Annotated in this window: 14 protein-coding genes; 5 read left to right on the forward strand and 9 right to left on the reverse strand. The window is 66.0% G+C overall.

Annotated features, from left to right (window positions below):
• Positions 1 to 15 precede the first annotated feature (15 nt).
• Together ACLJEU_RS16815 and ACLJEU_RS16820 are read left to right on the forward strand one after the other, a co-directional pair.
• On the forward strand, positions 16 to 1,212 hold the full coding sequence (locus ACLJEU_RS16815) for a DmpA family aminopeptidase (protein ID WP_414660355.1): 1,197 nt from the start codon (positions 16 to 18) through the stop codon (positions 1,210 to 1,212).
• Between the two features lie 116 nt (positions 1,213 to 1,328).
• Positions 1,329 to 2,612 (forward strand): phospholipase A, encoded by a 1,284-nt coding sequence (locus ACLJEU_RS16820; RefSeq protein WP_414660354.1) that lies wholly within the window; start codon positions 1,329 to 1,331, stop codon positions 2,610 to 2,612.
• 42 nt (positions 2,613 to 2,654) lie between these two features.
• Here ACLJEU_RS16820 and ACLJEU_RS16825 read toward each other — a convergent pair whose 3' ends face one another.
• The 5 genes from ACLJEU_RS16825 to ACLJEU_RS16845 form a co-directional block, all read right to left on the reverse strand.
• Positions 2,655 to 3,155, reverse strand: coding sequence for a hypothetical protein (locus tag ACLJEU_RS16825; protein ID WP_414660353.1), 501 nt, complete (start codon positions 3,153 to 3,155; stop codon positions 2,655 to 2,657).
• Between the two features lie 258 nt (positions 3,156 to 3,413).
• Complete coding sequence (locus ACLJEU_RS16830) at positions 3,414 to 5,270, reverse strand: alpha-amylase family glycosyl hydrolase (RefSeq protein WP_414660352.1); 1,857 nt, start codon at positions 5,268 to 5,270, stop codon at positions 3,414 to 3,416.
• A 94-nt stretch (positions 5,271 to 5,364) separates the two neighbouring features.
• Positions 5,365 to 6,942 carry a multicopper oxidase domain-containing protein gene (locus ACLJEU_RS16835; protein ID WP_414660351.1) on the reverse strand — a complete coding sequence of 526 codons (1,578 nt, stop codon included), beginning with the start codon at positions 6,940 to 6,942 and terminating at the stop codon, positions 5,365 to 5,367.
• 206 nt (positions 6,943 to 7,148) lie between these two features.
• Complete coding sequence (locus ACLJEU_RS16840; RefSeq protein ID WP_414660350.1) at positions 7,149 to 10,145, reverse strand: TonB-dependent receptor; 2,997 nt, start codon at positions 10,143 to 10,145, stop codon at positions 7,149 to 7,151.
• A gap of 182 nt (positions 10,146 to 10,327) precedes the next feature.
• On the reverse strand, positions 10,328 to 13,300 hold the full coding sequence (locus tag ACLJEU_RS16845; protein WP_414660349.1) for a TonB-dependent receptor: 2,973 nt from the start codon (positions 13,298 to 13,300) through the stop codon (positions 10,328 to 10,330).
• A gap of 231 nt (positions 13,301 to 13,531) precedes the next feature.
• Here ACLJEU_RS16845 and ACLJEU_RS16850 point away from each other — a divergent pair, with 231 nt between their 5' ends.
• Positions 13,532 to 14,356, forward strand: a complete 825-nt coding sequence (locus tag ACLJEU_RS16850) for a chromosome partitioning protein ParB (RefSeq protein ID WP_414660348.1) — start codon at positions 13,532 to 13,534, stop codon at positions 14,354 to 14,356.
• A gap of 216 nt (positions 14,357 to 14,572) precedes the next feature.
• Positions 14,573 to 15,103 carry a DUF2127 domain-containing protein gene (locus ACLJEU_RS16855; RefSeq protein ID WP_457795265.1) on the forward strand — a complete coding sequence of 177 codons (531 nt, stop codon included), beginning with the start codon at positions 14,573 to 14,575 and terminating at the stop codon, positions 15,101 to 15,103.
• Positions 15,104 to 15,110: 7 nt separating this feature from the next.
• On the opposite strand, the gene ACLJEU_RS16860 is transcribed toward ACLJEU_RS16855, so the two are convergent.
• The 4 genes from ACLJEU_RS16860 to ACLJEU_RS16875 all read right to left on the reverse strand — a co-directional run bounded on the left by ACLJEU_RS16860 (position 15,111) and on the right by ACLJEU_RS16875 (position 20,401).
• Complete coding sequence (locus ACLJEU_RS16860) at positions 15,111 to 15,878, reverse strand: TVP38/TMEM64 family protein (protein WP_414660346.1); 768 nt, start codon at positions 15,876 to 15,878, stop codon at positions 15,111 to 15,113.
• 141 nt (positions 15,879 to 16,019) lie between these two features.
• Entirely contained in the window at positions 16,020 to 17,336 is a 1,317-nt protein-coding gene (locus ACLJEU_RS16865; RefSeq protein ID WP_414660345.1) for a DUF1552 domain-containing protein, read from the reverse strand.
• Positions 17,333 to 19,711, reverse strand: a complete 2,379-nt coding sequence (locus ACLJEU_RS16870; RefSeq protein ID WP_414660344.1) for a DUF1592 domain-containing protein — start codon at positions 19,709 to 19,711, stop codon at positions 17,333 to 17,335. The genes ACLJEU_RS16865 and ACLJEU_RS16870 overlap by 4 nt, the downstream gene beginning before the upstream one ends.
• Before the next feature lie 186 nt (positions 19,712 to 19,897).
• The gene (locus tag ACLJEU_RS16875; RefSeq protein WP_414660343.1) at positions 19,898 to 20,401 is read right to left on the reverse strand and encodes a tetratricopeptide repeat protein; all 504 of its coding nucleotides are present in this window, start codon (positions 20,399 to 20,401) and stop codon (positions 19,898 to 19,900) included.
• Between the two features lie 229 nt (positions 20,402 to 20,630).
• Between ACLJEU_RS16875 and ACLJEU_RS16880 the strand changes: the two genes are divergently transcribed.
• Complete coding sequence (locus ACLJEU_RS16880; RefSeq protein ID WP_414660342.1) at positions 20,631 to 22,016, forward strand: Gfo/Idh/MocA family protein; 1,386 nt, start codon at positions 20,631 to 20,633, stop codon at positions 22,014 to 22,016.
• The last annotated feature ends 39 nt before the right edge of the window (positions 22,017 to 22,055 follow it).

Consider the following 22,055-nt stretch of genomic DNA (forward strand, 5'->3'; position numbering starts at 1 on the left):
TGACACGTTCGCGCCATGCTGCGAATCACGATCCTGACCGCGCTGGCCGCCCTCAGCGTAGCGTCGCTTTCCGCCCGGCCGCGGGCCCGCGACGCCGGCATTCCGTTCGACGGCACGCCGGGACCGCTCAACGCGATCACGGATGTGCAAGGCGTCGAGGTCGGGCACGTGACGTTGATCGCCGGCGACGGCCCGCTGGAGGTGGGCCGCGGCCCGGTGCGGACGGGCGTGACCGCGATCCTGCCACGCGGCAAGGCGGCCGACGCCGCGCCGGTGTTCGCGGGCACGTATTCACTGAATGGTAACGGCGAGATGACGGGCACCGCGTGGATCGAGGAGTCCGGGTTTCTGGAAGGCCCCATCCTGCTCACCAACACGCACAGCGTCGGCGTCGTGCGCGATGCGATCATCGCATGGCAGGTGCGCCGTTCCGGATCGGGCCGGCGCGACGTTCCATGGTCGTTGCCGGTCGTCGCTGAAACCTGGGACGGCTGGCTGAGCGACATCAACGGCTTTCATGTCAAACCGGAGCATGTGTTCACCGCGCTGGACGACGCTCGCAATGGTCCAGTGCCGGAGGGCAGTGTGGGTGGTGGCACCGGCATGGTGTCCTATGAATTCAAGGGCGGCATCGGCACGGCGTCCCGCCGCCTCGCCGCGGATCTCGGCGGTTTCACGCTCGGCGTACTCGTTCAGGCGAATCACGGCGTGCGGCGCCAGCTCGTCGTGGCCGGGGTGCCGGTCGGCCGCGAGATCGGCGGCGGCACCCGCCGGTTTGCCGGCAGCAATCCCACCGATCTCGCCGGGCTGAGCGTCGGCGAAACCGGCTCCATCCTCATCATCGTGGCCACCGACGCGCCGCTGCTGCCGCACCAGTTGAAACGCCTCGCCCGCCGCGCCGCGCTCGGGCTCGCTCGTACCGGTGCCGTCTCGGGCAACGGCTCAGGCGATCTCTTCCTCGCCTTCTCGACCGCGCCGGTCGGCACCTCGGCCGCCATCGGCACGCCGGTGGACGTGAAGGCGCTGACCAACGAGGGCATGAGTCCGCTCTTTGAAAGCACCGTCGAAGCCGTCGAGGAGGCCATCATCAACGCGCTCGTCGCCGGCGAGACGATGACCGGTCGCGACGGCCACACGGCCGAGGGCGTGCCGATCCCACGCCTGCAGGAAATCCTGAAACAGTACAACCGGCTCGTCGCGCCCGCGCGCTGAGTTTCCCGGGAGCGCAGGCGTCCCGCCTGCGCGGTTTTGAATGCAGGCCAGAGGCCTTGCGCTCCCGGCTCCCCGGTCTCCCGTGGCGATTCCCTTCGTCCAACTTTCCAATTCCCATGCCACGCTCCTTCGCGCTCCTGCTGTTGCTGTTCGTACCCGGCGGTGTCTTGCAGGCTCGGATTGATCTCCTCCTCGTCCCGCCGGCGGGCGCCGTCGCGGCCGGGCCGGGCACCGAGCTAACGCTCTATCTCAACAATCCGACTGAGCTCGCCGAGACGATGCACCTGCCACGCGAATGGTTCGCGAGCTACGCGAGTGAGCGCGGTCAGGGGCGGGTCCGTCTCGTCGCCTCCTCACCCGCGGAAACCGAGTGCGCCGTACCGCCGATGAGTCGGCGAACGGTGGTGCTCCAGTTGCTCGATCCGATTCCCGGGGCGGGCGGTTTCGTTTCCCTCCGCCTCACCGATCCGGCCACCAACGCCATCATGTTCGAAGTGCTGCCGATCGAACCGGTCACGGCGCGGAACTCCGCCACCCCGTCGCATCGCCCGCCGCTCGTGCCCGGCCGGCATCTCGATCTCACAAGCGATCTCGAAGCCATGCGCCGCCACATCTCCGGTTACGATCCGATCTACTTCGCCGTCGGCTGGCGCGAGCGTTTCAACGCCCGCTTCCAATTCAGTTTCAAGTACCGCGTCTTCGAAAGCGGACCGCCGGCGGAGTCCTGGGCCCGGCAGGCCGCCCGAGACTTCTACTTCGCCTATACGCAGACCACCATCTGGGACCTGGAGACATTCTCGAAGCCGTTCTACGATTCGAGCTACAAGCCGACCGCGTTCCTGCTCCGCACGCTCGTGCTCGATCCTGAGCGCACGTGGCGACTCACGCTGCAGGCCGGCGCGCAGCACGAGTCCAACGGCAAGGGCGGCGGCGCCACGCCGGTGTATCCGGATTCCGGACTCCTCTCGCCGACCAACGCGCAGCGCCACGCGTCCGACACCCGCAGCCTCAACACGCTCTACCTGGCCCCGAAGCTCCGCTGGACGGGCGACAACGACTTCTTCGTCGAGGCACGCGCGCACGCCAGTGTTTATTTCCAGAATGACGAAAACCCCGACATCCACCGCTATCGCGGCTACGTGGATCTGTTGCTCCGCGCCGGTTATGATCGCGGTATCCAGGCGTCGCTCCAGGCGCGCGGCAAGGTCGATGGGCACGGCAGCATCGAGCTCAATTTCACGTGGCCCGCGATCCAGACGCCGCTGCTCAAACTGATCATTCTGCGGACGTTCGGCGGCTACGCGCAGGTGCAATACTTCAACGGTTACGGCGAGAGCCTGCTCGACTACGACGTGCGCCGGAAGGATCAGCTCCGCTTCGGTTTGATGATCACGCGGTGACGGCGCGACGCAGCGTCATGGCCTGCAGTCAAACCGCGCGCGTCACGGCGACGACACGACCGTCGGCGCTGCGGCTTGAATCCGGTAAAGGCTCCACAACTCCGCTTCTTCGCGCCGACGCTCCGCGCGCAGGTCGTCCTCCAGCATCGCGATCGCGATCGGTTGATTGAGCCAGGCCAGCGGGCCGCCGATGCGCAGTCCGGGCCGTCGCTCCAGCGCCAACGCCACGCGACCCTTCGGCGTCAGCACCTGCAGCTCCTTGGTCGGCCCGTGCAGCTTCGGTTCCTGCACGACGTAGTCCGGCAGCCGGATGATCTGGTTGCGCGGCTTCGCGGGCTCGCGCGCGATCGGCGATTCCGCGGTTGCGGTCGGAGCCTTCAATTCGGCTGGCGGAACAGCCAGACGCTGCGTCGCGGCCGAGATCCGAGCCGCCGTCTCCGGTGTCACTTGACGCTTCGCTTCCGACGCTGGAGTGGAAACGCCTTCGGCCGAATGGCCGAGGGCGGCGGCGACCAAAAACCAGGCGAGCACGCTGGATTTCATGGTGGTAAGCGGGTTGAGGGTGAACCGGCGAAATCCTGACAACTCAATCTGCGCGCGGTGCCCATAAACGCAAACGGCCCCGGCAGACTTCCAACCGTTCAGTTGCCCGCGAATCACACGAATGCACCCGAATGCGAAGCATAAGAAGTGATTCATCGTCCGACCGGGAGCCTTGGCCGCGAGAGGGCGGAAGACTTTTCAAACCTTGGGATTGGTGTAAATTGGCGTGATTCGCGGGAGTTTTCCCCGCGCTCGCCGTTACGCCTTCCGCCAGACCCGCCCGTAATGCGGTGGAATCGTGAGCCATTGTTCGCTCAGTGCCGCGACCTCGGCGCGCGTGTCCCACGGATGACCGTGCAGCTGCTCGACGTAATCGCCCGCCTCCGGGAACCAGAACGGCACCGTCTGCTCGACGTCGGAGAAGTTAAGCGCGACCAGACTGAAGCGTCCGGCCTCCGCGCGGGAAAACAGCAGCAGCCCGCGTGACTGGTAACGGGCGTCCTCGTTGTAGAAATAATGCGAGCCCGTACGAAATTCCGCCGCGCTGCGCCGCAGATCCAGGCAGCGTCGCACCAGGCTCAGCATGTCGCGGCCGATGGCGTCATAGAAGTAGTCCCATCGCACCGGACGCAGCAGCATCACCCGCCCCATGCCGCTGTCGGGCACGTAATAGTTTTCGGCCAGCTCCTGGCCCTGCCAGAGCAACGGAATGCCGGGAGCGAGCAGCGTGCCGATCACAAACGGCTGCACCTTGTACCACTGGGCACGATCGCCTTCGCGCAGCAGATCGTTGTCGCTCGCGAGCGTGCCGAAGCGACAGACGAAGCGCGAGTGGTCGTGCGTCTCGATGTACTGCAGGCCGAGCTTCGGCATGCGCTCGCCGTCGTGCACCGCTGACGCGGGAAACCCGGCAAGGCCGAATGCGAAGCCAAGATCCGTCAAATGCCGGTGCGGCGCGGCCGCGACCCGCGCCGCCGCATCGAGCGTGCGGTTCTGCCACGTACAATTCGTGTAGGTCTGCGCGAGCACGCCCTCCGGGTCCTCGAGCTGCTCGGCGCATTGGATCAAGCGCAACGGCTCGCCGGGACCGGCGTCAAAGCGCGTCCAAGCCCCGCCGTCGGCGACCCGACGCTTCGCCGTCTGGTAGGTCGTGTAGACCAGGTTTGCGTAGCCCGCGCCCATCGGGCCGTCCCAGTAGTTCGGCACGCAGTCGTAGCGGAATCCATCGACGTGATACACCTCGAGCCAGTGCTGGTTGACGGTGTGGAAAAAGTCCGCGGTGAACGGCCGGTTGAAATCCGTGCTCTCGCCGAAGTAATCCTTCGCGAACGCCCCGAGAAACGGGTTCTCGCGATACTGCAACCGACGGTAGAGATCGCTGTATGGAAACTGCGTGCTCGTGTGGCCATAGACCGCATCGAGCAGCACCGCCAAGCCGCACTGGTGCGCAGCGTCGACGAAGCGTTGAAAATCGGATCGTTTGCCGAAGCGTTCATCGACGCCGAAGTAGCCGATTGGCAGGAAGCCCCAGTCGACGGTCAGCGCCACATTCGACACCGGCATGACCTCCAGGCAGTTCACGCCGAGATCCGCCAGATACGGCAGCCGCTCGATCGCGGCGTCGAGGTCCGGCGCAAATTCCGCCAGCATCAACTCGTAGATCACGAGGTCGGACAGGCGCGGTGTCTTCCAGCCGGTCTCACCCGCACTCCAAACATACGGCGTGTAACCGAGCGTGAACGCGGACAACTTGCCGACCCCGAATTCGCGGGCAAAGGGATCCGCCACCCAGTCGAGCACGCCCACGTTCGGATTGCTCACGACGTAGCGGTACACGTAACGGCCCGGCTGGCCCCACGACGTTCCGGCCGTCTGGGGCGAGGCCCGGATTTCCACCTCGGTACTCCAGAAATCGCCGTACGTCGGATCGGTCGCGTGCGTGAGCGGAAACTCCCTCGAGCCGCCGGTGCGGAGAAACTGATCGCGTTCGTGGATGATTTTCACCGCGACGCGATTGCCGTCGGCGGCGGAAACCCACGGCAGCAGGACGCCGAAGGCCATCTGGCCCGGAGCCCGTTCGTGCGCCCCGAGGCGCTCCATCGGCAGGAGATTCATGAGCGACATGGGAAGCACCGGACACCGGCGGCTCCGGAATGTAGCCGGAATCGTTCCAGTTTCCAGACCACCGGCCGCGTGCGCCAGCACGACCTCACGGCCCGGCGGCGCCCAGCTTCGTTGCGTGATGCGCGCGGCCGACGTCGATGGCCAAGGTGTGTTCAGCATCCGCCGGTTCCGGCGTCGGCACGCGGAGCTCAAACTCCATGAGCCCGCCGAGAATGACGCCGGAGTCGTTGGCGTTCTTTACGCGAAACGAAGCCGCCCCCACCCGGGCCTGTCCGCGCTGGTCCGGCCGAAATTCCAGCGTCTGCCCCGCCACCTGCACGCGGATCGGTTCGTTGAACAGCGCGAAGCCGTCGAACACCGTCACCGCGCCGCTGAGGACGAGCACCCGATCGGCGCGAGTTTCCCACCGCTCGACCCGCAGCGACTGGCCGGACGCGGGGTAGCCGAGAAAGGCCTGCGCGGGACTGCGACTGACGCCGATGGTGTCGCGCGCGTGCACGGTCACCCGCGCGAACATGCCCTCGCGCATGTGGTCGGCGACGTGACAGTGAAAAAGCCACGAACCCGGATTATCGGCCAGCATGTCCGCGACCTTCATCGAGGCCGGCAGGAGCTCGACGACGTCGGTGCGCCGCCGCCCGTCTTCGAGCACGCGCTGGCCGTGCCAGTGTGCGGTGTGAAAATCCCGCTCGGATCCGAGCGCGAACAGATACCAACGCGTGCGCTCGCCCTCGTTCATCTGCAGGCCGGGAAGATTGCCGAACACGTAACCGTTGATGGCGGCCCGCGCCCCCTGCTCGAGCTGTTGCTGGGTTTCCGCCCACGTGGCGACCGGGGCGGTGCTCGAAAGTCCGGGCAGGCCGGCGTATTCCGCGGCTTCGACCGCGGCGGCGTCCAGCCCGCTTTCGTCGAAGATCATGAACAGCGTCGCGAATTCGCGATCGACATCGCGTGGCGTGCCATCGGGCCGGGCGCGCTGCGGATCGGTCACGACGATCGCTCCGACCAGGCCGAGATTGGATTCGGTGTCTCCCGTGACGTGGCTGTGATAGAGCCAGCCTTTGGAACTGGGCTCGCCCGGACCGGGCCCGGAGGCCTCGTCCAGCTGCCACACATAGGTGTAACGCGCCCCGGGACCGACCGCTGCGCCGCGGCCCGGATTGGGATAGTAGTGCGCGCCCTCGCTGTCCTTGTCGTATCTCAACCCGTGCGGGTGCATGGACAACGGCTGGTCCGTGCGATTGAGGAACGTCACCGCGAGAAACTCGCCGACCACGCCGCGCAGGACGGGGCCGAGAATGCCGAGACTGCGCTGCGCGATGACCTGCGCGGTGAAGGTCGCGTCGGTGTACTGCACATAACGCACCTTGCCCGCCTTGCGTTCGCGCAACAGCGGCGGCGGCAGCGGCAGGCCGCAGATTTCATCGCGGCCCGCGGGGGCGAAGTCCCACAGCACCGATTCCGCCGCGATGTAGTAGTGTCGGGTCTTGTTCGGATCCGGCGTCCGGCCGAAAAACGTCCCGCCCGTGTCGCCGCCGGCCACGGTCACGGTCGGCTTGATCTCCGCCGGTCCACTTGGTCCCGCGGGCTGCGCCGTCAAACCTACGCGACCGAAGGTAAGCGCAGCGGCAACGACGAGCAGACGAAACGGACAGCGGTTCATGGCGGAGGCCAAAATGAATCCACCCGCGGGACGGCGAACGCAAGCCCCCCGGGAACGCAGGCGTCCCGCCTGCATTTCGATCGGGATTCATTGCAGGCGGGACGCCTGCGCTCCCGGGGCCGAAATTCCAACCGGCACAAAAAAGGGCGGCGCTCTCGGCGCCGCCCTTCGAAAGTAACTTCAACGCTAGGTTGAGCGAACCCGCCTTAGAAGCGGCCGTTCACACCCACATTCACCGTGATGAAGTTGTAGATGATCGTCGACGGCTGGTTGCGGAAGCCGCGATAGATTTGCTGGGGCTCGTTGAAGAGATTCGAGACGTCGCAGGTCAGGTTCACCTTCGGGTTCAGCTGGTAGGCCAACCCAAGGTTCACGGTGTCCATCGCCCGGCGCCAGCGGTTGCGGCCCACGGTCGCCGCCGAGTACTCGACGATGTAGTCGCCGGTCCAGTTGTAGAGCACCCGCGTGCTGAAACGCTTGTAGCGCCAGGAGAGCATCACGTTGGCGGCCTTCGGAATGAAGCCGACCACCTGACCGCCGCTGAGGTAGGTCGCGCCGCCGAAGTCACCGTGGGTGTCGATCTGCGTGTAGTTGACCGAGCCGCTCAAACCCTTGAGCAAACCGGGGAGAAACGTGAACTGCTGCTGGTAGCTGAACTCCCAGCCCTGCACGTAGGCCGTGCCGGCGTTGGCCGACGTGAACTCCGTGAAGCCCGCGTAGTCGCCGTTGTAGCCGTTGTCCTGGCCGGACGCCACCGTGCCGACGTTGATGTTGCGGACGATGAAATCCTTGATCGTCTTCGTGAAGAAACCGACGGAGAAGTTGCCGACCGGCTCGAAATAGTAGTCGAGCGAGGCGTCCCAGTTCTTCGCGTTTTGCGGCAGCAGGCTCGCGTTGTTGATTGTGAGCGTCTGGGCGTTCTCGTTGACGGTCTCGTTGGGGAAGAGCTCGCCGAAGCCGGGTCGGCCGAAGCTCGTGGACCACGAGAGGCGCGCCTTCAGGTTCGGCGTGATATCATGCGTGAGGTGGATGCTCGGGAAGGACTTCGTGTAGCTGCCTTCGATGACGCGACGCGTGCCGGCGTAGTCGCGGGTCGCGGACCCCACGGGATCAGCCACCTGCTGCGCCGTCGTGCTGCCGATGCGGGCGCGCACCCAGCCGAAACTGTCATCGTCGGTCTTCTCCATGCGGACGCCGCCGAGGAAGCTGGTGCGGCCGAGAATGCCCTCCTTGCCGAATTTACCCTGCGCCATGAAATACCCGGCGGTGACGGTCTCGGTCACACTGCGCGTGCCCGTGTAGCGCTGCTGCAGCGCGTAATAGAGGTCCTCCGACCACAGCGTCGGATCCTTCGGCGTGCGCTCGTCGATGAACATCGACGTCGTCCACTGCGGCATCCGCCGGCCGGTCTTCACCTGATCATACGTGATCATGCTGGGGTCGGCCGGCAGCGAGGTGGTGCCGAGGTAATTCCAGCGGCGGTTGAAGCTCTCGGTCTGCGCCAGGGTCTCGCGCCACTGCGCGCCCGTCTTGATCGAAAGCGGAATCGACGTGGGCAGCTTGTACATCGCGTTGAAGCGGGCTTCGCGCACGCGCTGATCGTTGTGCCCATTGCTGTTCAACAGCTGGCCGGTGGGACGATAATTCGTCGGGTCCGTGAAATCAGGTCCGCCGTTCTGGATGAAGCGCGGGTGGAGCTCCGAGTCCGTCCGGTCGAGAATCCAGCCGGCGCCGGTCAGCCGGTGCGTCAGCTCGCCGCCGTGACCGTTGCCGTTGTTCAGGTTGGTGCGCGCGTAGTAGGCGGCGTAGTCGAGCTGCAGCGGGCCGAAGTCCTGCTCGGCCGCGAGATCGAGCCGGCGCATGCGGACGGCGTAGTTATTCGGACCGCGGTTCTGCATCTCGATGAGCGAGGTGGCGACGGGCCGGATGACGGTGATCTTGTCGGTGAACCCGGGGACGACGCTGGTCGTCGCACTCGGCACCGTGTTCTGATTCTGGGAACTGTAGGCGCGCGTGATGTAGCGGCGGCGGAAGTCCTCGTAGTTATCGTTCACCGTGGCGTTGACCGACACCTTGGTGTTCGCAGTCAGGCGGTAGTCCGTCTTGATGTTAATGCTGGCCTGCTTCCGGTTGTTGTAATTGTCGAAGGTCTGGTAGCTCCACACGTAGGCCGGCTGGGTCGTGGTGTTTTGATAATCGCGATCCGTCTGGAAGAAACCCACGGCATTTTCGCTGTAGAACAGGTTCACATTGATGCCGATGTTCCGCTTGCCGCCGAAGATGTCGAAGAGCTCCTGGTAGCCGAAGTTGATCAGCGGATGCGAGCGATGCTGCTCGCGCATCGGAATCTGGTCGACGAACGACGGCGCGATGCGGGAGGAGAAGCTGTACGTCACGCGGCGCTTTTCCCTCATGCTGAGGGAAGAGCGGGACTTGAGGTTGACGGTGCCGCCGAGCGAGTCGGCGTTCTTGTCGGGCCGGTGCCCCTTCACGAGCTCGAGCTGATCGAAGAGCGCGCCCGAAATACTCTGCATCTCGAAGGCGCGGCTGCTGCCGAGCGAGGTCACCAGGCCGCCGTCGATCGTGACGGTGTTGAGGCCGGCGCCCATGCCGCGGATGTTGAAATTATAGGCGAGACCTTCGTCGGTCGGGCTGCCCGCGACGCCCGGCAGGCGCATCAGCACCTCGCCGGCGCTCATGTTGGGCAGATTGCCGAACGAATCCATCGCGACGACATTCGTGACGTTGGGCGCGTTGCGCTGGGCCGTGATGGCGGCGGCGCCACCCTCGCGTTCGCCGGTGACCTTGAAGGCATCCAGTTTGTAGATACCTGTCGTCAGATCGAAATCGCGCACGGCGCGCTGGCCGGCGGCGACGGCCACGACGCCGCGGGCCGGATCGAGGCCGATGTACGTCACCACGATTTCGTGCGTGCCGGCCGGGACGCCGTTGAGGACGAAGCGGCCGCTGTCATCGGTGAGCGTGGTCAGCCCCAGCTGCGGGACCTCCACCTTGGCGCCTTGGAGCAGATTGCCCGTGGCGATGTTGCTGACCGAACCGGTGAGCGAGCCGGCTTCCGCCGCCGCCACCGGGGATACGAGGGCCGAACCTGCGAGCAGGGGCAGGAAGGCGGCAAGACGCGTGCAGCGTCGAAGGGAGAAGGCAGGGCCTAGGCAGAGGGCTGCGAGGTAGCTGGAGGGCATGACAGGGGTGCCGAACTTGGGTTGGGTAGCAGGAAAACCGGGCAAACGCAGTGCCCGGTCGACAGGGTAAAACGAACAGGCAAGGAAAGGCCCGGCGTCGAACGCAAGGCAAGCGCGAACTCCCGGCCGAAGGACAGTCCGGCAAACTTGGCGCGTGGCCGCGCGCCAGCAACGATTTCGGGCTAGAACCGGCCGTTCACGCCGAGCGTGATCGTGGTGCCGTTGATAATCGTGTTCGCCATCTGATCCGGAATGCCGCGGTACTGCGCCTGCGGTTCGTTGAACAGGTTCGCGACGTCCGCGGTGAACTGCAGCCACGGCCGGTATTGATACGCGACGCCGGCCGTCACCGTGGAATACTTGTAGCGGTAGAGATTCCGACCGACGCTCGCCGCGGTGAAGGCGGTGATGTAATCGCCCGTGTAGTTATAGAGCACGCGCGTGCTGAAACGCTTGTGCCGCCACGAGAGGCTGGCGTTGCCGGTGCGCGGAATGAAGCCAGGCACTTCGTCAGTCGCGCGCTCGGTGGTCCCGCCGAAATTGCCGTGCGTCGCGATCACCGTGAAGTTGGCCGACGCGCCCAAGCCTTTCAGCCAGCCGGGGAGAAACGTGAACTGCTGCTGGTAGGCGAACTCCCAGCCCTGCACGATGGCGGTGCCCGCATTGGCCGAGGTCAGCCGCGTGAAGCCGGGGTATTCACCGTTGAAGCCGTTGTCGGTGCCGGTGCCGATCGTGCCGGCGTTCGTGCCCGTGACGATGTAGTCCTTGATCGTCTTGTGAAACCAGGCGACCGAGAGATTGCCGACGGGTTCGAAGTAGTAGTCGAGCGCGGCATCCCAATTCTCCGCCGTCTGCGGCAGCAGGCTCGGATTGTTCACCGTGAGCGTCTGATTGGTCTCGTTGATCGTTTCGTTCGGCAGGGCGTTGTTCAACGCGGGGCGGCCGAAGCTCGTGGACCAGCTCAGCCGGGCCTTGATGTTCGGCGTCACGTCGTGGGTGAGATGCGCGCTGGGAAACGACTTCGTGTAGCTGCCGCTGTTCCGGCGCTGGGTGTTCGCATAGTCGCGCTGCGCCGAGCCCACCGGATCCGCGGTCTGCTGCGCAACGGTGCTGCCGTTGCGGGCGCGCACCCAGCCCCAGCTCGACGTATCCGTTTTTTCGGTGCGGACGCCGGCGATGAAACCGGTCCGCCCCACCCGGCCCTGCGCCATCGCGTAACCCGCCGTCACTTCCTCGGTCACGGCGCGGTTCGCGGTGTATTTGTTCTGCTCGTAGAAATACAAATCCTCCCGCCAGAGCGCCGGTGTGATCGGCTGGCGGTCGGCGACGAACTGCACCGCCTCCCACTGCGGCAGCCGCCGGCCCGTCTTCACGGTGTCAAAACTCCGAATGGTCGGATCCGCGGGCAGCGCCGTCGTGCCGGCGTAATTCCAGCGCCGGGCGACGCTCGATGCGTCCGCGTACTGCTCGCGCCATAGCGCGCCCGCCTTCAGGTACAGCGGAAACGACACCGGCAGCTCGTAGCGGGCGTTGCCGCGAACCTCCTTGTTGTCATTGTCGTTCTGGAGAATCGAATTGTTGTAGGTCGTCGGCCGGTAGTTGGCCGCGTTGGTGAAATCCGCCCCCTCGGTCTGGGTGAAGCGGGGAAACAGATCCGACTGCGTGCGGTCGAGGATCCAGCCGACATTCGTGATGCGGTTGACGAGAATGCCGCCGCGGCCGCCACCGCCGCCGTTGATGTTCGTCTGCGTGTACAGTGCGTTGTAATCGAGCTGGAGCCGGCCGAACTGCTGCTCGACGCCAAAATCCAGCCGGCGCATCCGGTTGTAGAAATTGCCCGGGCCGGTCGACGTGATGTCGATCGTCGACGCCGTCGACGCGCGCACCTGCGTGATGCGGTCAGTATAACCGGGCAGGATACCGGCGGTTCCGGTGGTGCCGACGGTCTGCGCGGTGAACGCCCGCGATTCGTACTGGCGGCGGAAGGTCTCGATCGCATCGTTCACGACCGCGTTGAGCGAGAGCTTGGTGTTGGCCGAGAGCCGGTAGTCGGTCTTGACGTTAATGCTGGCCTGCTTGCGGTTGTTGTAATTGTCCCACGTGCGGTAGTCCCAGACGTACGCCGGTTGCGCCGTCGTGTTCTGAAAATCCCGCACGGTGCGGAAACCGCCGACGGCATTCTCGCTGTAGAACAAATTGACCGACACGCCGAGATTCCGCTCGCCGCCGAGGACCCCGAACACCTCCTGCCAGGCGACGTTGAACAGCGGATGCGCGCGGTGCGCCTCGCGCAGCGGCACCTGCTCGGTGAACGAGGGCGCGATGCGCACGCCGGCGCTGTAGGAGATGCGGCGTTTTTCCCGCATGCTGAGCGGCGAGCGGCTTTTCAAATTAATCGTGCCGCCGAGGGAATCGGCGCCCTTGTCCGGCGTGTGGCCCTTCGTGAGCTCCAGCTGATCAAACATCGTGCCCGTGAGATTATTGATGTTCGTGCTGCGGGTCAGCGCGCCCTGGCTCGTGAGCGGCGAGCCGTCGAGCGTGACGCTGTTGAGTCCGGGACCGATGCCGCGGATGGTGAAACCGTCGACCAGGTTTTCGTCGCTCAGATTGCCGGCCACGCCGGGCAGCCGGATCGCGACCTCGCCCGCATTCATGTTCGGCAGGTTGCCGAAGGAATCCATCGCCACGATGTTCTTCACGTTGTCCGCATTGCGCTGCGCCGTGATTGCCGCCGCCCCGCCCTCGCGCTCGCCCGTGACCTTGAAGGCGTCGAGCTGGTAGATCGCCGTCGTGAGATCGAAGTTGCGCGTCGCCCGCTGTCCTGCGGCCACGACGACGGTGCTGCGCACGGTATCGAGGCCGATGTAGGAGACGACCAACTCGTGCGATCCGACCGGGACGTTGGCCAGCACGAAGCGGCCGGTGTCGTCCGTGAGGGTCGTCAGCCCCAGCTGCGGCACGGCCACGCGCGCGCCCTCCAGCAGATTGCCCGTGGCGGTGTTGCTCACCGCGCCCGTGACGACGCCGACCTCGGCCGCGACCGCCGGCGGTGCCGCCAGCAGAACCAGCGCCCACGCGGCCGCAAGAGCGGGAATGAAACGGCGCAGCGAACGCCGGAGGATAACGGACACGCGACAGGCGGGGAGTTCGGTCATGGCAGGGGTTGGGTCATGAGCCGCGTCGACGGTAGGCGACACTGCGGACACCGCCGGTTGCATTTCAAGCGCGGCCGTGCCCGTGGCTCAACCCTCACAGAACGGGCGCAAGGGAGGCGGTGGCAAGCGGGAATTCCCGGCGCGCCGCGTTTGAATTTTCTGCGCGCACCAGCCCGGCGATTGCCCTTGCGGTCGGGATTGGTTCTCCCGCACAAACGCACCTTTTTTCCCATGCCCGCGCAGGATCTCTTCCTCGAACTCATCAACATCAACGGCGGCACCCAGGCCCGCGTGCAAACGACGGACGACGCCATCGAGAGCTACGCCGACGAAATGTCCCAGGGAGCCGTCTTCCCGCCCATCGTCGTCTACTACGACGGCGCGACGTACTGGCTCGCGGACGGCTTCCACCGCTTCCTCGCGGCCCGGCGCATCGAGCGGCCGACCATTTCCGCCGACGTGTTTCCGGGCGGCCGCACCGACGCCCTGCGCCATGCGCTCGGCGCCAACGCCACCAACGGCGTGTATCGGAACAATGCGGACAAGCGCAAAGCCGTCGCGATCGCACTCGAAGAGTGGCCGGACCGGGCCAATCCCGTCCTCGCCGAACTGTGCCGCGTATCCTCGGACCTCGTACGCCGCTGCCGCATGGAGCTGGTCCAGTCCGGCAAGATTCAGCAACCCGGCACCGTCACGGGCCGCGACGGCAAGGACTACCCCGCGCAAATCGAACGCCAGCCACGCGGCCGGACCGAAGGCGCCTCGAGCGACGCGGCCGGCGGCGGTGGCGGCGGCGGCTTTTCCAAGGGCAAAGGCGACGGCGGCGCGCTCGGCGGCACGTCAATCGAACTTGAACACGAGGCCCGCGCGATGATTCGCAAGGGCGAGATGAATCCCTTCGAGCTGCCCACGCTCGTCACGTCCAACGCCGACGACTACGCCGCCACGGTGATCACGCTTCTGGGCACCATGCGGCCCGATGATCCGAAGCGCACGAACGGCCTGCTCCGGATCAAGCAGTGGGTGGACAAGGCGCTGGGCAGCGGCGAGGGCTGAGACGGAACCATGCAGTTGAAAGGTGAAAGTTGAAGGTTGAAAGCCCCAGTACCGCCATCGCTCCTGGAGTTCGGGCGGGGTTCCACCGACAGGTGCTTGATTGAATTCGAATCCAATCGACGGTGGTTCGGTCTGCTTCCGGTTCTTTCAACTCTCACCTTTCAACCTTCACCTGCATGAGTCGTTTGGCTGCGACGGCCACCCACCCGCCTGCCGGTGGAGTTGCACGGTGCCGGTTTCGAACCACGCTGTAGCCAACACCGCGTGAATCTCAATCGGCCGCTTCGCACCGGGGTCAGGACTGTCGCGCTTTTTGAAGCGGGGAAAGGCGCGCTCGTGCTGGTGGCCGGCCTGGGCTTGTTGACCCTGATCGATCGCGATGTGCAGGAGATGGCCGAGCACGTCGTCCGCTTGAGCCATCTGAATCCAGCGAGCCACTACCCGCACATTTTTGTCGAGGCCGCGTCGCACGTGACAAATCAGCGGCTGTGGTGGCTGGCCGCCGCCGCCGCGGCCTATGCGGTGGTGCGCGGCGTCGAAGCGTTCGGCTTGTGGCACGGACGACGGTGGGCGGAGTGGTTCGCACTCGTCGCCGGCGCCCTCTACATTCCCGTCGAAATCTACGAGATATTCCACCACGTCACCTGGCTCAAGGTGGCGGTCTTTGCCGTCAACGCCGGGATCGTCCTCGCCATGGCCTACGCGCTGCGGCACTCCGCCGATCAGGAGCGGGAAATGCAGTCGTAGCCGGTTATCACTCGACTCGCGCCGGCGCGATCGCGTCGGGATGATCGCCGTTGTCGGTCAACTGGGCGAGCGCGCGATTGGCGAGCAGACCGAGCACGGCGCAGACGATCAGCGTTACCACGATTCCGGTGACCACGACCCAGGTCTCGGTCGCGTTCTTGAACTTCAACTGCTCCAGCCCGGCCGCGGTGAACGCGGCCAGCGCCGTGCGCGGAGCGACACCCAGGAACGTCCCGAGCGTGTACGGCAGCAGCCGAACTTTTCCGGCCGCGAGCACCAGGTTCGCGATCGCAAACGGCGAGGTCGGCGGAATCCGCAGCAATGTCACCACCAGCAGCGTGCGCCCGGTGGCGCGGCCGAGCAGCGCCAGGTAAATCGCGTTCCACTTCGGTCGTTCGCGCACGACCTCGATCACGCGATCGCGCGCGATCCACCGGCCGATCGCATAAGCGATGACCGAGGCCGCCGTGATCGTCACCACCGCCAGCGGAAATCCCACCACAAAGCCAAACGCCCAGCCTGCCAGAATGGCGCAGGAATACGTGGGTACAACCGACAGCCCCATCAGCAGTCCCAGCACGACGAAGTAGATCACCATGCCCGTGGTGCCCTGTTCGCGCAGCCACGGCCCGAGCCGCGTCAACGTTGCCAGCAGCACGAATCCACCCAGCGGCGGCCAGAAGGACATGACCACCGCGACGGGCCCCGCCGCCCCCAGGCGACGAAACACCGCGGAGAAACTGGAACTCGGAACCGCATCAGCATCGGAAGGCACGGGAGAGTTGTGCGGCGGGTTGCCGCCCGCGACAAGCTCGACGGACGCCGATCGTCGCCCGCGAATGAACGCGGATAAAAATCGCAGATGGGTGCGTCGGGGCGATGCGCGTGCCGCGCCGTCTCTTCTGTCCGCCGGGCGTCAGCCCAGCGCGAGCGGCCCGCCGGCGCAGAGATCGCGTTTGCCGAAGGTTTCGATCCGGTGACCGACGGCGTGCGCGAGCGCGAGGTGCAGCCGGTTGTGTGGCACGCCGCCGAGCTTCAGCGAACGGCCCATGTCGAATCCGAAGCCGCCGCCGATGAGGACGAACGGAATGTTGTCGAGCGTGTGGCTGTTGCCCTTGCCGAGTTCGTTGGTCCAAAGCACCAGCGTGTTGTCGAGGAGTTTGCTGTCGCCACCAGGTTCCGGCGTGGCCGCGAGCCGATCCACGAGGTAACGCACCTCGCCCGCGAGCCACTGGTTGATTTTGACCAGCTTGGTCTTCGCGGCCTCGTCGGTGTCCGGTTCGTGCGACAGCCCGTGATGGCCGTCGGTGATGTCGAGCCAGCTCATCCGCGCGCCACCGACCGACTTCGTGAACTGAAACGTCGCCACCCGCGCCATGTCGTTGACGAATGAATTCACGAGCAGATCGATCTGCATGCGGCTCAGGCGCGGCACATTGTCGTTTTGATCCGCGATGCCTGCGTCGAGGGCGGGCGGACCGACGCGCAATTTCCGGCGCGCCGCGTCGTCGAGCTCGCGTTCCAGCTGCCGCACCAGCGCCTCATGCTCGGCGAGGACGCGGCGATCCTCGGCGCTGATCAGCTTGCGGACCTTGGCCAGCTCGGACTGCAGATCGTCGATGACGCTGCGCAGGCTCTCCTTGTCCTTCAGCTGGCCGTAGAGTTTTTCGTACATCTGGTACGGATCGGACACGGGCGCGACGGGCTTGCCGGCGCCGGCGTACGACATGCGGGTCCACGGGTCCGCGCGATCCTGCACGCCGACGCCAAACTCCAGCGAACCGAAGCGCGTGCGCGTTTCCGTCCGGCTCTGGAAATAATTCTTCAACTCCTGGTCGATCGAGATGCCGCCACCCCACCCCGCCGGGATCGATTTGCCGCCGCCCTGAATATTTCCCGGCAGCAACTCGGCGCCGGTGAGCAGGCAACTCATGCCGCGCATGTGATTGTCGCCGTCGCCGCGCACGCGGTTGTGCACGCCGTGCAGGATCAGCATGCGTTCCTTGTAGGACGCGAGCGGCGAGAGGATTTCCTTCAGCGCAAACTCGCGGCCGGTCTCGTCGGGCCAGAACGCCGGCGGGATCGTGCCGTTGGGCGTGAAGAGAATCACGAGCCGCTGTCGGGGCCGCGCCGGCGCGGCGAGCGCGAGGCTGGGCAGACCTGCGATGAACGGCAGCACGGCGGCCGAAAGTCCGGCCTGCTTGAGAAACTGGCGACGAAGCAGCGGGGTCATGAGCGGGCGGGTGGCGGGGTCGGGGGCGGGACGTTCCAGGCGACGCCGCGCTGGGCGGCCAGCGTGGCAATCTCGACGAGGAGATGGCGCAGATTGTAGCCCGAGGCGATGAAAGAATGCCGCAGCTCCGTCGCGGCGTCGGGACCGTACGCCAGCAGCGGCTGCTTCACGACGTGATGAAACAGCTGCTCGATGAAGCCGTCGGTCGCGCGCTCGCTCCCGACCGCGAAGTCAGCCACATCGCGCGCGCCGGCGAGCCGCACGGTCTGGTTGTCGTCGGTGAGATATTCGCTCACCGCATCGATCGCGCGGCCGTTTTCCTCGCGCCGGAAGCGGCCCACCGCATCGAACCACTCGAGGCTGAAGCCGAGCGGATTGATCACGGCGTGACACCCCTGGCACGACTCCGAGCGCGTGAGCTTCGTGACCTTCTCCCGCATGCTCAGGCCGGCGGGAAATTCCTCGTTGTTGAACGCGACCGCCATCGGCGGCGACTTGAGCGCGCGGCCCACGATGTTGCGGGTGAGAAACACGCCGCGGTGAATCGGCGACGTGGTGCCCTTGTAGGAAAACGCCGCGAGCAGGTACGGGTGCGTGAGCACGCCGGAACGTTCGCCCGGTGCAGTCGGGACCGGGACAAACTCGCCGGCTGGCGGCGGCGGGAGGCCATAGAAGGCCGCCAGCCGATCGTTCACGAACAGCGTGTCGGCGCGCAGCAGCTCGCGATAATCACCCGCCCCACTCCACGCGACGCGCTCGAGAAACAGGTTCAGCGACGTGCGCAGGTCGTCGATGAGCTCGGGGGTGAAATCCGGATACAGCGTCTCGTCCTTGCGCAGATCCTCGAGGTAACGCATCTGCAGCCAGTGGTGGAAGAACGCCTGCAGCTTCGCGCGGGCGCGATGATCGCCGATCATCCGTTCCGCCTGCGCGCGGATCGCGTCGCGCGAGTTCAATTTTCCCTCCGCCGCCGCCTGCGTCAGCACGGCGTCCGGCGCGGAATCCCAGAGGCCGAACGACAGCCGGGCCGCCACCTGCGTCGCGCCGACGCGGCCGACGGGCAATTCCGGATACAGGAACGCCGGGGCCTTCAGTGCGAGCAGCGCGACACGGCGGATCGCGGTTTCAAGATCGGGCGCGGACGCGAAACGTTCCCGGACGTAACGTTTCTTCTCCTCGGCGGTCAGCGGCCGACGAAAGGCCGCCGCGACGAACTTCTCGGCGAACGCCTCGCACCGTTGCGCCCGCGCGGGATCATCCGGTTTGGTTCCGGCGTAGCGATCGAGTTTGCGGCCGACGTGAGTTGCGACCTCGAACGCGGCGCCGGTTGTCGCGTCGTCCCACGCCTTCGACACCGTCGTGCTCCGCTCGTAACCGAGACTGCTGTCGTCCGCGGGAAAGCGCGTCGAGAGCACGAACGTCGGTCCCACTTTCGCCGGCGACAGATTGCGCGCGGGTATCGTCCGCTCCGCCCCGTGCGGCGGCTTCCACCGCAGCGCGAGCGCCGGAGCCGGCGCGCCGGCCTTGCCTGGCAGCGCCCAGAAATCGATCGCGATCGGATAGCGGCGGCCGCCGATAAGGCGGAGCGTCACGCGATGATTCGGATCCGCGGGATTGGACACCGACGCATCAATCACAGCCTCGGCGGGCACGGCCGGCGCGAGGCCCGCATTGATCCAGACGCGCACGCTGTTTGGCGTGCGCACGACGAATTCGTAGTCGCCCGTTTCATCGGCATGCACGGATCCACGCCACTGCACGGAAAACTCCGCGGCGCCCACGCGCTCGCGCGCTGGGCTGCCGTCGGCGAAGACCAAATCGAGTTCCGCATCCACGCCGCGGTGCACGATCTTGGAGGCGTCGAAACCGCCGCGGCGCGCCGCGTTGTAATACACGGCGTCAAGTCCGCGTCCCGCCACCGGCGCCGGATCAGGCGGCTCGAGTCCGCGCAGCAAATCCGCGACGGTGATGAGGTGCTGCTGGTGGGTAAGGTGCGCGAGCTCGACGCGGACGGGATGAAGTTTCGCCTGCGCCGCGCGGGAATAGAACGCGTCGTGCAGATAACGCGACACCGCCTCGGCCTCGGCGGGTGCGAGCGTCTCGGGTTTGTCGTCCGGCATGTTGGCCGCGACGTAGCGCGTGAGCTTGGCCACGGACCAGTCGCCCGTCAGCGACTCGGCGTATTTGTCCTTCACGCCCTCGCCCTTCACGCCGTGGCAGCTGGCGCACTGTTTTTGGAAAATGCGTTTTCCGTCCGGCGCGCGGGGCGTCGCCGCCGTCACGCCGAGAACGCCCGCGCCCAGCGCAATCGCCAGCCCACGCAGGCCGCGGCCACGGCAGGCGGACAGGAGGGAAAACGTCGGGTGGCGAACCATCGCAGCGCATCCAAAAGCGTTCGCGCGGCCGGAAGCAATCTTCAGTGGCGTCGTCACCAGGGCTTCCCCCGGGACCGCGACCGCCCCCGGTCGCATCCGGCTGAAGGAAAGCCAGCCGATCGAAATCGGACGGACGCTGAGCGACCGGGGGCGGTCGCGGTCCGAGTCCAACTTTCCCGATCTGGCCTACTTCCCCGACTTCTTCCGACTGTCGGCGGCGCGCAGCGCTTCCAAATCCGGATCAGCGGCCGACTCCGCCTTGAAGCGCGGTTCCATGCGACACGCAGTGGAGAGCCGGTCGCGGGCGCTCGGAATATCGCCGAGGAGCGACTCGTAGCAGGCGAGGTTGTAGTGGAGCACCGCGGAGGTGCCGCCGTGATGCAGCTCGGCAATGCGCAGGACTTCGCGGGCCTCGACGATCTGCTGCATTTCGCGCAACGCGTACGCCCAGCCAATCCAGGCGTTCTCGCACTCCGGATTTTCCCGCGCGAGTTCGCTGCCTGACTCGATGACGGCCTCCCAGTCCTTCGCCGCCATGTGCAAATCCACGCGCACCGCGCGGACCGTCGGCAGTTGCTGATCCGCCGCGGACAGCTGATCCAATTCGTTCGCCGCCTCGCGCAGCAAATCCAGTCCGATGTAACCGAGCGCATATTGCACGCGCTTGCGGGTCTGAAGCGGCACGCTCATCGCGAATCCCCTGAAGTCGTTTCGCGCGGTTTCATCCGGGGCAACGATGACGCCCTTTCGCCGGCACCCGCAAGCGGATTGGCGGCCACGCGACGATTCAGTCGTCGGAAAACCGTGTGCGTCGCATCTCTGGAATTGCGCTGCCGGGGAAACCACCGGCACACTGCCGCCAACACCGGACCCCTGGTGGGTCCGGCGCGCAGCGTCTCGTTCACCCCTTTCGCTCCTCATGAAAACCCCTGTCACCCGACGAACTTTCCTGAAAACCACGACGGCGGCCGGCGCGCTGGCGTTCCCGGCGGTCCTGCGCTCACAAGCGCCGGGCACGCCGTCGCCCAACAACCGGCTCAACGTCGCCATCATCGGCGCGGGTGGTCGCGGCGGCGCCGCGGTGACCGGCATGAAGAACGAGAACATCGTGGCGATTTGCGACGTCGACGACGATCGCGCCAACAGCTCGCTGAAGGGCATCGCGGAAAAATTCCCGACCGAGGGCAAACAGATCCTGGCGGCGCCGCGCTTCAACGATTACCGCAAGATGTTCGACCAGCTCGGCAAGTCGATCGACGCGGTGACGGTGTCGACGCCCGATCACACGCATTTCCCCGCGGCGATGACCGCCATGGGCCTCGGCAAGCATGTCTACGTGGAAAAGCCCCTCGCCCACACCGTGTGGGAGACGCGCGAGCTGACCCGGATGGCGCGCGAAAAGAAAGTCGTCACGCAAATGGGCAACCAAGGCCACACGCACGACGGCACGCGGTTGTTGCGCGAATGGGTGCAGGCCGGCGTGCTTGGCGAAGTGCGCGAGGTCGTGAGCTGGACGAACCGCCCGTTCTATCCGCCGTGGCGCGAGCCGATCGGTTCGTTCAAGGCGCCGGATCACTCGAAGTTTGTGCCGGTGGTGCCGAAGACGATGAACTGGGACGCCTGGCTGAGCGTGGCGTCACCGCGTCCCTACGATCCGGCCTACGCCCCGTGGAAATGGCGCGGCTGGTGGGATTTTGGCACCGGTGCGTTCGGCGATGTGGCGTGTCACATCATGGACGGCGCGTACTGGGCCCTCGATCTCGGCGCGCCGACGGCGGTCGAGGCGATGTCGACCGGTGCGACCAAGCTCGCGACGCCCACGGCCTCGGTCGTCACGAACTATTTCCCGGCGCGCGGCAACATGCCGCCGGTGAAATACACCTGGTCGGACGGCAGCCTGATGCCTCCCTTCCCGAAGGAACTCGAGTTCGGCCGCGAGCTGCCCGAGGAGGCCGGCACGCTTCTGTTCGGCAGCAAGGCGACCGTGCTCTGTAGTTTCTATTACGAAACCGTGCGCATCATTCCCGAGGTGAAGATGCAGGAGATCGCGCCGAGTCTGCCGGCGAAGACGATCCCGCGGGTGAAGGACGGTCCGTTTGCCGAGTGGGCGCTGGGCTGCAAGGGCGGACCGAAGCCCGGCTCGAACTTCGAGTATTCCGGCCCGTTCACCGAGGCCGTGCTGCTCGCGAACGTCGCGATCCGTTCGCGGCGCCGGATCGAGTGGGACTCGAAGGCAATGAAGGTGACGAACATTCCGGAAGCGAATCAGTTCATCACGAAGGAATATCGTCCGGGTTGGATGTAATCCGACGTGGAGTCGGGCCGCGCGTTTCACGCCCGGCCC

This window comes from Terrisphaera buseokensis (assembly GCF_047521145.2).
GTDB lineage: Bacteria > Verrucomicrobiota > Verrucomicrobiia > Opitutales > Opitutaceae > ER46.